We start from the raw sequence: 12,230 nt of genomic DNA on the forward strand, positions 1-12,230 counted from the left end.
GCAGGACATCATGGCAATGGATTTTCAAGGTCGTGTAGCTATCGTGACGGGTGCGGGTGGTGGTCTGGGTCGTTTGCATGCGCTGGCGCTGGCCCGGCGCGGTGCCAAAGTGCTGGTCAACGATCTGGGTGGTGCAGTCGATGGCTCGGGTGGCTCGGCCACTGCAGCGCAAAAAGTGGTCGATGAAATTCGCGCCGCGGGCGGCGAGGCGATTGCCAATGCGGCATCGGTGACGGACTTTGACGCCGTGCAGGCCATGGTCAAGCAGGCTATCACGGCCTGGGGCCGCATCGACATTCTGGTCAACAACGCCGGCATTCTTCGCGACAAGAGCTTTGCCAAGATGGACATGGCGGACTTCCGCCTCGTTGTCGATGTGCACCTGATGGGCGCTGCCAACTGCTGCAAGGCCGTGTGGTCCTATATGCAAGAGCAGAACTATGGCCGCATCGTGATGACGACCTCATCGACAGGCCTCTATGGAAATTTCGGTCAGGCCAACTACGGTGCGGCCAAGCTGGCGCAGGTGGGCTTGATGCAGACGTTGGCTATTGAAGGTGCCAAGAACAATATTCGCGTCAATGCATTGGCCCCCACGGCGGCCACGCGCATGACGGCGGGCCTGCTGCCAGAGCCCGTGCTTGAAGCCCTGAAGCCCGAAGCCGTGGTGCCCGCCATGCTGGTGCTGGCCCATGAAACTGCGCCCACGCGCACCATTCTTTGTGCCGGTGCGGGTGGGTTTGAGGCTGCGCACATCACCATGACCGAGGGCGTCTACCTGGGCATGGGCGATCAGGTACCCGAGGAGCTGGCTGCGCGTCTGGCCGAAGTCACAGCCAGCGAAGGCCAGCAAGTGCCGGGCAGTGGCGCTGTGCAGGGGCAAGTTGAAGTGGGCAAGGCCATGAAGGCGCATGGTCATTGAGCCGGTTTGTGCCGCTGTGCTCGTGCGTTGGCTGCGTAAGAAGTGCGTGGATTGTCGATTAGCACAGCTGAAAAAAGCCCTCTCGCGAGGGCTTTTTCTGTCTGAGAGTGAGCGAGTGCTTTCATTTTGGTGCTGATTAAACTGACAATTTACTGGCTCGTGCGCATGCTTTATGCGCCTTCAACAGGCCGAAAAACGTGGTTAAGCGGCCAGCTGCCATCGCGTTTGGTCCGGTTTCTCTATCATTCGCCGACTGGGCGCGATTGGGCAGACGAAGTTTGTCGTCAGCGTCTTCACCAATAAGGTAAACAAGAATGAAGACATCGCAGGCCACCGTGGACATGCCTTCAGCCGAGCGGCTGCTGGGCATTCGTCGCGGTATCGAGAAAGAGGGATTGCGGGCGCTAGGTACAGGCTCGCTGGCCCTGACGCCGCACCCGGCCGAGCTGGGTTCGGCCCTCACGCACCCCCACATCACCACCGATTACAGCGAGTCGCAGCTTGAACTCATTACCGGCGCGCGTCTGGGCGTGCAGGAGTGTCTGGATGAGCTGACCGAAGTCCACCAGTTTGTGCTGCGCAATTTGAGCGAGAGCGGCGAGCTGATGTGGAACTCCAGCATGCCCTGCCGCTTGCCCACGGATGAAACCATTCCCTTGGGTCGCTATGGCAGCTCGCACTCGGGCCGCTCCAAGAGCGTGTACCGAATGGGTCTGGGCCACCGCTATGGCCGCCGCATGCAGACCATTTCGGGCATTCACTACAACTGGTCGCTGCCCGGTGTGACTAGCGATCAGTACTTTGCGCTGATTCGCAACTTCCGCCGCAATGCCTTTGTGCTGCTGTACCTGTACGGTGCATCGCCCGCGCTGTGCCCCAGCTTTGTGGAAGGGCGCGAGCACCGCCTGCAGCCGCTCGGTGATGGCAAGGACGCGCTGTATCTGCCCTACGCTACATCGCTGCGCATGGGACGACTGGGTTATCAGAGCGACGCCCAGTCCACCATCTGCGTCAGCTACAACGGGCTGGATGGCTATGCCGATTCGCTGCACGAAGCGCTGACCCGCCCCTACGCTGCTTATGAGCAACTGGGCGTGCGCAACCCCGGTGGCGACTACAACCAGCTGGGCACCGGCCTGCTGCAGATTGAAAACGAGTTCTACGGCACCATTCGCCCCAAGCGCACCGTAAAAAGCGGCGAGCGCCCGCTGCACGCCCTGCGCGAGCGCGGCGTGGAGTATGTGGAAGTGCGGCTGATGGACATCGACCCGTATGAAACCGTGGGCATTGCCCCGGCCACCATGCGCATGATCGACGTCTTCTTGCTGCACTGCCTGCACACAGACAGCCCGGACGACACGCCGCAGGAGATTGATGCTCTAAAGCACAACCAGCACCTGGCCGCCGAGCAAGGCCGCGAGCCCGGCCTGACGCTGGAGCGCAATGGCCAGCAGGTGCTGCTGACCGACTGGGCACTTGAAGTGCTGCAGCAATGCCGCCCCTATGCACAGGCGCTGGATGCCGCCCACAACAGCGGTGATTACACGGCTGCGCTGGAGCAGGCGCTGGCCCGTGTGCAGAACGCGCAGACCACGCCTTCGGCCCATGTGCTGCAAGAGCTGGCGGATGGCTACGACAGCCGCTTTATCGAGTTCATGACCACTCAGTCCGCCAAGGCGCGCGATACCTTGCTGGCCATGCCCTGGACGGCTGAGCAGCAGGCACGTTTTGAGCAGATGAGCGCAGAGTCTGTGGCCGCGCAGCAGCGCATTGAAGCTGCCGACACGCTGACTTTTGAAGAATGGCGCCAGCGCTATATGGACCCGGCCAGCCTGCGTTAATCCATTCAATTGATAGCAAAAAGCGCTTGCAGTCTCTGGGCTGCAGGCGCTTTTTCTTGATGGATGGTGAAGCCGTGTCATCGCGATGTCATCTGTGTTTCATATCGTAACCATTGACGGGTAGCGACAGGCTCCCGCGTTTGATGAGCGATATGGCATGTCTTTGAAAAATTTCCAGAATCTTTCCGTGGCGCACAAGATGTGGGCCTTGTTTGTAGGCTTGCTGTTGTGCAGCGTGCTGGTGGCAGGCGGGCTGTTTGGCTATTTGCAGAATGTTGAGCAGCGCGTCAGCGCCGCTGTGCAGGCTACGGACAAGCGCATCAACCTGGCCCTGCGCTGGCAGGCCCTGACGCTGCAAAGCGTAGAGGCGGCCCTGGCCAGCGTGCTCTCCTCGGAAGAGCATTTGATTGCCCAGCTATCGCAAAAGGCGCGCGGACTGATGGAGCAGGCCAGCGGCTTGCAGCAGCAGGTACAGGCCGATGCCCAGACCGCGCTGGACCGTGACGGGCTCGCCACGGTGGAGCAGGAGCGCAAGGCCGTGCTGGAAATTTATAAACAGGCCTATCAGGCACGCGACCTGGGCAAGGCCTGGGAAGCGCAGAAACTGGTGGATGAGCAACTGATACCCGCGGCTAAGCGCTATGTGCAGGCACAAGATGCCTTCATTGCTGCCCAGCAGCAGCAACGCCTGAGCGCAGAGCAGCAGGGGCGTGAGCAAAGTGCCATTGCCAAGCGCATGGCTGCAGGCGTGGGTCTGTGCGTGGGATTGCTGGGCGCGCTGCTGTCGCTGGCGACGATTCGCTCCATCACCACGCCCTTGGGCGAGGCCGTGCAGCTGGCGCAGACCATTGCCGCGGGAGATTTGAGCTATGCACCGCAAAGTGTGCGCAGGGATGAACTGGGCCAGCTCATGCAGGCCTTGGCGCAGATGACCCAGCAGCTGCGCGGACTGGTGGGCGAGGTGCAGGGCGGGGTGGAAGCCGTAGCGGCAGCATCCAGCCAGATGGCGCAGGATAACAGCGATCTGTCGGACCGTACCGCCCATGCGGCGGTGCAGCTCAAGGCCACGGTCAGCAGTATTGAGAACATGGTCACCCTGGTCACGCATGCAGCCGACAGCGCCCGGCATGCCGATCAGAGCGCACGCAGCGCCGCCGAGGCCGCAGCCAGCGGCGGCAGTGTGGTGCAGGAAGTTGTACGCAATATGGAGCACATGGCGCAAAGCAGCCAGCAGGTGGCGGCGATTGTGGGCGTGATCGACGGTATCGCGTTTCAGACGAATATCCTGGCGCTTAATGCTGCCGTCGAGGCCGCACGCGCCGGATCGCAAGGTCGTGGCTTTGCCGTGGTGGCAGCCGAGGTACGGGAGCTGGCCCAGCGCAGCAGCGAGGCGGCCAAGCAGATCCGCCAGCTCATGGAGAACTCCACCAAGCAAATGAAGTCTGGCCAGTCGCTGGCGCTGCAGGCCGGCCAGCGCATGGAGCATATCGTGCGCGATGTGCGTACCGTCAGTGGCTTGATTGCGTCGATCACCGAGGCTGCACAGGCCCAGAATCAGGGCATCGCCCAGATCAGCGATGCCGTGCAGGCGCTCGATCACATGACCAGTCAGAACGCTGGCCTGGTTGCCGAGTCCAGCGCCGCTGCACGCGAGCTATTCCATCAGGCACAAAGGCTGGAGGCAGGAGCCGGGCGTTTTCGCATCGACGATCTGGCGCATCTGGAATATGTTTTAGGTGCTATGGACAATGATGGTCAGGCGCATGCCCTGCTTGCGCTACAGCCTGAAATGGCTTGATTGGATGGGGGCTCAGACGGCCGCCAGAGCCTCGGCCGCATCTTCCAGCCAGAAGTCTAAAGCGCCGTAATAACCCTCCCACACGCAGCCGTTGCAGCCGCGCCCGCAGCAGCTCGTAGGCTCGGGCGGCGGGTTGCGCAGTGTGACTGACGCTTGAGTTGCCCGGCCTTGCCAGAGCGCAATCTGGCTGCGGGCCTGGGTCAGAGGTTGAAGCAAAGCCTCGGTGCTCACTTTTTGAAGCGCACCCACAGATGCTGGCCGATAAAGGCCAGGCCCAGCACCAACGCAAACCAGCCGACGATATGCGACTGGGCAAACAACTGGGCAATGCCGCTTTCAGGCTTGAATACGGGGGCCAGCAAAATAATGATGCCGATCAATGCAATCGTCAGACCCTTGATCAGAATTTCGTTGCGGGCTTTGGATTTTTGGGGGGCGGAGGGCAGGGGCATAAACGAGCTGGCAGGTCAGAAAAGCAGGAGGAGATTATCCTTGCGCGCCTGAATTCACTGACATAAAAGGGTGTTTGCGCAAATCAGGCGAACCGCAGCCGCGGCGCGCTGACTGTTGTTCCTTACGCCCACCATAAAGAAAGATCTCCGCTTATGGCCATCCAATGGTTCCCCGGTCACATGCATTTGACGCGTCAGGCCATCACGGAGCGCGTCAAGGATATTGATGTGGTCATCGAGGTTCTGGATGCGCGCCTGCCGGGCTCCAGCGCCAACCCTTTGCTGCAGGAAATGACAGGCCACAAACCTCGCCTGAAGATCCTGAACAAGCAGGATATGGCCGATGCCACCCAGACCAAGGCCTGGATTGACTGGTACAACGCTCAGAGCGAAACGCGTGCCATCGGGCTTGATGCCTCTGAGTTGGCACCCACCAAGCGCCTGATCGAGCAGTGCAAGCTGCTGGCACCCACACGCGGCGGCCTGGCCAAGCCCATGCGCGTGCTGATTTGCGGCGTGCCCAACGTGGGCAAGTCCACGCTGATCAACTCCATGAGCGGCAAGACCCAGGCCAAGACCGGCAACGAGGCTGGCGTGACCAAGCTGGAGCAGCGCATTGTGCTGGCCGATGACTTTTATCTGTGGGATACGCCAGGCATGCTGTGGCCGCGCATCATCGTCGAGAAAAGCGGTTTCAACCTGGCGGCCAGTGGTGCCGTGGGCCGCAATGCCTACGATGAAGAGCTGGTGGTGCTGGAGCTGCTGCTGTATCTCCAGAAAAACTACGCCGGTATGCTGGCCGCCCGCTACAAGCTGGGCCTGGATGACGAGGAGATTGCAGCGCTGCACGACGATGAGCTGCTGACCCTGATTGGCAAAAAGCGCGGCGCTGTGATGAGCGGTGGCCGTGTGAACCTGCAAAAAGCGGCCGAGCTGGTACTGACCGATTTCCGTGATGTGACCATTGGCCGCATCACGCTGGAAACGCCTGCCGAGTTTGAAGTCTGGCTGGCTGCGGGCCAGCTCAAGGATGCCGAGCGTCAGGCCAAGAAGGATGCGCTGGCCCAGGCGCGTAAAAGCGCGCGTCGCCAGCCACGCGAAGCGGCAGGCGACAAGCCCGCAGCGCCCAAGGCGAGCAAGGGCCTCAAGCCCGGCAAGCCACGCGCCTGAGATCTGGCCCTGAAACCAGGGCTTGAGAGTGCAAAGCCTGATTGGCGGATTGAACTAATGGGCAACAGCCCTTAGCATTCATCAATTGATCCGACAGCCAAAGGGTTTGCATGCAGCGTCATTTTGTCGAGGCCAGATACCGGTTACCCATGCGGCGCATGGTGTGGCTGGGCTGCTTGTTGATGCTGGGTGTCGGGGCGTTGATGACGCTGGTGTGGCTGCTGGGGCCGTCCATGGACGAGCTGGGACTGGCCGCTACGGTTGGCATCATGCTGCTGTCACTGGGCTGCATGGGACTGGCGCGTGCCAAGCAGTGGGACTGGGTGGTGCGCTGTTTTGTCTGGGGCAACTGGCTGCTGACCCTGCTGCTGGTCTGGCGTGCGGGCGGTTTTTACAGTCCGGCGGTGATTGCCTTTCCGGCCTGGCTGATGGTCACGGTCTGGGTGCAGGGCTTGCGCCCTGCCTTGTTGATGCTGGTGGCATCGGTGGCGGTGTTGGGCGTTTTCTGGTGGTCTTTTCCGGTGCTCAGTCTGTCGCCCGCCATGCAGACTACGGCCGCTCTTCTGAGCCTGGTTCATGTGCCGGGCATGATGGCGCTGGTGTTGATGATCAGTCTGCAGGCGCGCATCAGCCTGGGGCGCAGGGTGCAAAAAGGCCAGGCGATGCTGGCGACCCTGGAGGCCAGCCAGAACGAGTTGCGCAAGTTCTACCGTGCGGTGGAGCAGAACCCCGAGAGCATTGTCATCACCGACACCGAACTGAAGGTGGTCTATGTCAACGAGGCGTTTCTGGCCCGTTCGGGCTATGTGCGCGAGCAGGTGCTGGGCCAGTCGACCGAATTGGTCTCGACCATGGGTCTGGATCAAAGCCACCGCCAGCGCGCGCTGAAGCAACTGGCGGCGGGCAGCGTCTGGCGCGGAGAGATGACCAATCGCGCCAGCAATGGCGAGGCGCTGCGTGAATCCGTTTTGGTCGCGCCCATTCGCACGCCGCAGGGCGAGGTGGTCAACTACGTGGAACTCAAGCGCGACTTGTCTGAGCGCGTGCTGGCAGAGCGCCACATTCACGATCTGGTCTATCTGGATTCGCTTACCGGTCTGCCCAACCGCCATTCGCTGACCTTGCACCTGCGCGAGCTTATCCATACCCAGCAGGGCGACTGCCATGGCCTGCTGTTGCTGGACGTGGACCGCTTCTCGGTGTTCAACGATGTGCATGGCATGCAGCACAGTGATGAGCTGGTGCAGCTGATGGGGGCTAGGCTGGTGGAGGTTTTGCCCGACGATACCTGGATAGCACGTATTGCGGCTGCGGAGTTTGCTATTGTTTTTGCTAGCTTGCACCCGCATGCAGAGGGTGTGGAAGAGCAGCTGAGCCAATATGCGCACACCTTGAAGAAGGCCTTGCAAAAGCCCTTCAGCCTCAATAGCTGGGTGGAAACCGAGCTGGTCAGCTGCTGTATGGGTGGGGTAGTACTGGAGCCCGCCAGCCGCGGTGGCAATGACGCGCTGCGTTTTGCCAGCGTGGCTTTGCATGAGGCCAAGCAAAAAGGGCCGGGCAGTTTGGTGCTGTTTGAGCCCCGCATGGCGCAGGATGTGCGCCGCCGCGTGCGCATCGCCAAAGACTTGCACAACGGCATTCCGCAGGGTGAGTTGCGCATGTATCTGCAGACCCAGGCCGATGCACGCGGTCGCTGCGTGGGGGCTGAGGTACTGGTGCGCTGGCAGCACCCGAAGTGGGGGCTTGTCAGTCCGGCGGAGTTCATTCCAGTGGCCGAGGAGTCTGAGCTGATTGTGCGGCTGGGTGACTGGGTTCTGCGCCAGGCTTGCCTGCTGCTGGCAACGCCCGCACTGGCAGGGCGCGGACTGCGGCTGTCGGTCAACGTCAGCGCTTTTCAGTTTGGGCATGAGGACTTCATGTCATCGCTGGAGCAGGTGCTGCAAGAGACGGGTGCCAATCCGCACCAGCTGACGCTGGAAATTACCGAAGGCGCGGTGGTACGTGATCTTGACCAGGCACGCACTCGCATCGAGGCATTGACTCGCATGGGCATAGAGAGTTCTCTGGATGACTTTGGTACAGGCTACTCCAGCATGTATAGCTTGCAGCGTCTGCCGATTCATGAACTCAAGATTGACCAGAGCTTTGTGAGCGGTAGCCACCGATCAGAGAAAGATGCTGCCTTGGTTGAGGCCATGCTGCTGATGGCGCGTCGCTTGCAACTGCGGGTTGTGGCTGAAGGGGTGGAGTTGTCTGAGCAGGCGCTGCAGCTCATCCAGTGGAACCCGGACATTGTTTTGCAGGGCATGCTGCTGGGCAAGCCGCTGCCAGAGCAGCAGTGGCTGGCCCAGGTGCTGGGCGTTGACCAAGGCGGTGTTCAACATGCCGCTGAAAAGACATGAAAAGCCCGCAAAAAAGCCCGTATCCATTGCTGGATGCGGGCTAGAAGCTATGAATAGCGTAGTGGGCTAAATGCCTTAGGCGGCAGGCTGCTCAAAGTAGCGGCGTGCCAGCAAATCCCAGAACTTGGAGCCGCGACCGATGTTGTCATCGTTGAAGTCGTAGGCCGGGTTGTGCAGGCTCACGCCGGGCTGATCGCCTTTGGCATTGCCAATCCAGCCATAGGCACCGGGCACGGCTTCTAGCATGAAGCCGAAGTCTTCGGAGGTCATGGCAGGCAGCACGTCGTCAAACGCGTTGTCATTGCCGACCACTTCACGCATCACGGCGGCCATGAACTTGGCTTCCCTGGCGTGGTTGGTGGTGTTGGGGTACGCACCGGGACGCAGCGTGAACTCGGCCGTGCACAGATGGGCGGCGGCCACATGGCTGCTGATGCGCTTGAGACCTTCGACAAACATTTTGCGCGTTTCCTTTTTCAGGGTGCGCACTGTGCCGGCAATGATGGCGTCATCGGGAATGATGTTTTCCACGGTGCCGCTGGTGATCTTGCCAATGGTCAGCACGGCCGAGTCCAGCGGATCGGTGCTGCGGGACACCAAAGTCTGCAGCTGGGTCACGATGGCACAGGCCACGGGAATCGGGTCCAGCGTGGTGTGGGGCATGGCGGCGTGGCCGCCCTTGCCGTGGACCTTGATCTGAAAGCGCAGCGTGGAGGCCATGATGGGGCCCACGCGCACGGCCATCTGCCCTGCGGGAAGCGAAGGCCAGTTGTGCAGCGCAAACACGGCCTCGCAGGGGAATTTCTCGAACAGGCCGTCGTCCATCATGGCCTTGGCGCCTGCTCCGCCTTCTTCTGCGGGCTGGAAAATCAGGTGTACCGTGCCGTCAAAGTCGGGGTGCTGAGCCAGCGTCGTGGCGGCGCCCAGCAGCATGGTGGTGTGACCGTCGTGACCGCAGGCATGCATGCGGCCCTTGTTCTGGCTGATATGGCCAAAGGTGTTGATTTCCGTGACGGGCAGGGCGTCCATGTCGGCGCGGATGCCGATGCTGCGACCGGGGTTGTCCTTGCTGCGGCCCTTACCGTAAATGCTGGCGACGATGCCAGTCTGTCCCAGGCCCCGGTGCGCCGTCAGGCCCAGGGCGGTGAGGTATGCGGCGATCTTGTCGCCTGTGCGGTGCTCTTCGTACTTGAGCTCAGGATTTGCGTGCAGATCGCGACGGAAGCTGAGCAGGGTGCCGAGGTGAGGAGTGATATCGGGTGTAGATCGCATACAGGGGCCGCGGAGCACCCAGCGCTATAACTGTCATGGCAAGCGAGCGAGGCGGGCCTGCCGGTGACCGCAGCATTTCAATAGCAAGACCCCCATCATAGGCGTATGCGAAGGCTGGGGGCTTAGGTAGATACCGACATCAGGGGATTCAAGGCGTGTGCTAGCCAAGCCAGTAGCAAGCGGTGACTTACTAAAAAACGCATGCCATTTTTGGCTCTAAGAAGCGCCCGCGTTGGCCTCGGCAAAGCCCGCGCAATGCCGCGCTGCACGGCAAACGGCGAAAATAGGCGGATATGACCGCCATGAACGCCAAACTCCCCCTTTTCCAGCAGTTGCTGGTGCGCCCTGATCGCAATGATCCCAATCCACTCATTCTTTATCATGGCCGCCGCTGCCCCGATGGTTTTGGTGCAGCGCTGGCTGCCTGGTTGTTCTATGAAGGTCAGGCCGAGTTCCGGGGTCTCGATCATGGTGAGATTCAGACCGCCGATGATCTGGGCGATCTGACAGGCCGCGCCGTGTACGTGCTGGACTTCGCTTTTGAGCCCGTGCTGATGGCCGAGATCGAGTCCCGCGTGGCCAAGCTCGTGTTGCTGGATCACCACAAGAGCGCGGCTGAAAAGCTCAGCGGCTACCAGTGCCGCTGCGGTGTGGTGCACTTTGACATGAACAAGTCTGGCGCGCGTCTGGGCTGGGAGTTCTTCCAGTCCGACAAGCCTGTGCCTGGCCTGATTCGTTATATCGAAGACCGCGATATCTGGAAGTGGGAATTTGCCGAAAGCGCAGCCTTCCTCGCCGCGCTGGACATGGAGCCGGTGCGCAGCTTTGAGCGCTGGGCCGAAATTGCCGCCTTCACGCCCGAGCAGGAAGCCGTTTACATGGCCCGTGGCGGTGCCATGGACGAGAAGTTTCAGAAGCTGTGCGCCGACATTGCAGACGGTGCTCAGGTGCTGGTCTTCAACGGCAAGCAGGGCCTGATGGTCAACTGCCCCGGCATGTTCCACAGCCAGGTGGGTGACCTGCTGGCACGCAAGAGCGGCAGCTTTGCCCTGATGTGGCATGCCAATCACAAGGGCACCAAGGTGGGCCTGCGTTCGCGCTCGGACTTCAACTGCATCCCGCTGGCCGAGAGTTTTGGCGGCGGCGGCCACGCACAGGCCTGCGGCTTCAAGATGCCCAATGAGCGTCTGGTCGAGCTGCTGCAAGGCGGGCTCAGGGCCGATCTCGAAACCGAGTACGAGTTTGTCGCTGCGCCTAGCCTGCAGTTTGATGAAGAAGGCAAGTGGATTCGCGAAACGCCCAAGGCTGCGCTTTAATTCATAAAAAATCATAGCTTCCAGCGCTTTATGGATAAGCGCTGGAAGCTGTTTTTTTATGCAATTTTCAGGCGATGGCTTGCCAGCCCGGCAAGGCCAGCAGTTTTTGCCAGTTCTGCGCTTCTGGGACATGGCTAAGTGCAGACCAGTCGGCTTCAAAGCGCAGCGGCTCGCCACTCATGGGGTGGGCAATCTCCAGCGCCTTGGCGTGCAACCACAGCCGCTGCTGGCCCAGTCGTTCTGCCCACCAGCGGTTCAGCGGGCCTTTGCCATGGGTGGCATCGCCAATGATAGGGTGAGCCACGTGTTTGAGGTGGCGGCGAATCTGGTGCCTGCGGCCCGTAGTGGGCAGGGCCTGTACCAGACTGATGCGGGTTTCTGCATGACGGCCGTCATAGCTCTCGGGCCATGACAGCTGCGACAGGCAGCGCAGCGCGGTGTGGGCTTCTTGCACGGGAGCGTCTTCGGGAGCGTCGTCGGGTTTCAGGGCGTGATCGACTTCCAGCGCAGCGGGTAGCCAGCCGCGCACCACGGCCAGATATTCCTTGCGTGTTGCGTGCGCCGCAAAACTGGCGGCCAGCGCCTGCGCAGCTTCTTTGTGCAGTGCCATCACCAGTACGCCGCAAGTGCCCTTGTCGAGGCGGTGCACGGGCCAGACATGGCGACCCAGCTGGTCGCGCAGCGTCTGCATCACAAACCGGGTTTCATGCGCATCCAGCCCTGTGCGGTGCACCAGCCAGCCTGCGGGCTTGTAGACCACGACCATATGCTCGTCCTGCCAAAGGATATGCAGCGGGGGATGGACGGGCAGGGCGGTTTCGGTCATGGCAGATCAACGGGTCACAGAGGGCGAAAACAGGGCGAGCCGCACTCTAACCCAGCACCGCAGAATTTGCCTTGGCGGGCTTTGTGTGTTGCCAGTTGCAGCAGTCATGCGCCGCGTACGGTTTGGGTGAGAGCAGGACTGGCGGACAATGGCTGCGGGTCGGCGCAGGCATTTTGCATGGGCTGTCATGCTTCTTTATTCATAGCTTCTAGCGCTTTATTGATAAGCGTT

Annotated in this window: 10 protein-coding genes and 1 pseudogene; 6 read left to right on the forward strand and 5 right to left on the reverse strand. The window is 61.1% G+C overall.

The window, feature by feature from the left end:
- Positions 1-10 precede the first annotated feature (10 nt).
- From CLU84_RS05270 to CLU84_RS05280, 3 genes are all read left to right on the forward strand, one after another.
- Positions 11-922 carry an SDR family NAD(P)-dependent oxidoreductase gene (locus CLU84_RS05270; protein WP_099737873.1) on the forward strand — a complete coding sequence of 304 codons (912 nt, stop codon included), beginning with the start codon at positions 11-13 and terminating at the stop codon, positions 920-922.
- 314 nt (positions 923-1,236) lie between these two features.
- Positions 1,237-2,763: a glutamate--cysteine ligase gene (gene gshA, locus CLU84_RS05275; RefSeq protein ID WP_099736286.1), complete on the forward strand. Its 1,527-nt coding sequence runs from the start codon at positions 1,237-1,239 to the stop codon at positions 2,761-2,763.
- 157 nt (positions 2,764-2,920) lie between these two features.
- Positions 2,921-4,561 carry a methyl-accepting chemotaxis protein gene (locus CLU84_RS05280; RefSeq protein ID WP_233209930.1) on the forward strand — a complete coding sequence of 547 codons (1,641 nt, stop codon included), beginning with the start codon at positions 2,921-2,923 and terminating at the stop codon, positions 4,559-4,561.
- Between the two features lie 12 nt (positions 4,562-4,573).
- Here the strand turns inward: CLU84_RS05280 and CLU84_RS05285 are convergent, their stop codons facing one another.
- Positions 4,574-4,792 (reverse strand): oxidoreductase-like domain-containing protein, encoded by a 219-nt coding sequence (locus CLU84_RS05285; protein WP_099736287.1) that lies wholly within the window; start codon positions 4,790-4,792, stop codon positions 4,574-4,576.
- Complete coding sequence (locus CLU84_RS05290) at positions 4,789-5,013, reverse strand: hypothetical protein (RefSeq protein ID WP_099736288.1); 225 nt, start codon at positions 5,011-5,013, stop codon at positions 4,789-4,791. Before CLU84_RS05290 ends, CLU84_RS05285 begins: the two co-directional genes overlap by 4 nt.
- 153 nt (positions 5,014-5,166) lie before the next feature.
- Between CLU84_RS05290 and ylqF the strand changes: the two genes are divergently transcribed.
- Positions 5,167-6,183: a ribosome biogenesis GTPase YlqF gene (ylqF, locus tag CLU84_RS05295; protein ID WP_099736289.1), complete on the forward strand. Its 1,017-nt coding sequence runs from the start codon at positions 5,167-5,169 to the stop codon at positions 6,181-6,183.
- 110 nt (positions 6,184-6,293) lie between these two features.
- A complete protein-coding gene (locus CLU84_RS05300; RefSeq protein WP_099736290.1) occupies positions 6,294-8,585 on the forward strand; it encodes a bifunctional diguanylate cyclase/phosphodiesterase in 2,292 nt (763 codons plus the stop codon).
- Positions 8,586-8,660: 75 nt separating this feature from the next.
- Here CLU84_RS05300 and CLU84_RS05305 read toward each other — a convergent pair whose 3' ends face one another.
- The gene (locus CLU84_RS05305; protein ID WP_099736291.1) at positions 8,661-9,857 is read right to left on the reverse strand and encodes a M20 aminoacylase family protein; all 1,197 of its coding nucleotides are present in this window, start codon (positions 9,855-9,857) and stop codon (positions 8,661-8,663) included.
- A gap of 293 nt (positions 9,858-10,150) precedes the next feature.
- Here CLU84_RS05305 and CLU84_RS05310 point away from each other — a divergent pair, with 293 nt between their 5' ends.
- A complete protein-coding gene (locus tag CLU84_RS05310) occupies positions 10,151-11,173 on the forward strand; it encodes a DHH family phosphoesterase (RefSeq protein ID WP_099736292.1) in 1,023 nt (340 codons plus the stop codon).
- Positions 11,174-11,240: 67 nt separating this feature from the next.
- On the opposite strand, the gene CLU84_RS05315 is transcribed toward CLU84_RS05310, so the two are convergent.
- Positions 11,241-11,999, reverse strand: a complete 759-nt coding sequence (locus tag CLU84_RS05315; protein ID WP_099736293.1) for a pseudouridine synthase — start codon at positions 11,997-11,999, stop codon at positions 11,241-11,243.
- Positions 12,000-12,184: 185 nt separating this feature from the next.
- A pseudogene (locus tag CLU84_RS22625) lies at positions 12,185-12,229 on the reverse strand (hypothetical protein); the annotation flags it as partial.
- Between the last annotated feature and the right edge of the window lies 1 nt (position 12,230).

The organism is Comamonas sp. 26 (genome assembly GCF_002754475.1).
Lineage (GTDB): Bacteria > Pseudomonadota > Gammaproteobacteria > Burkholderiales > Burkholderiaceae_C > Comamonas.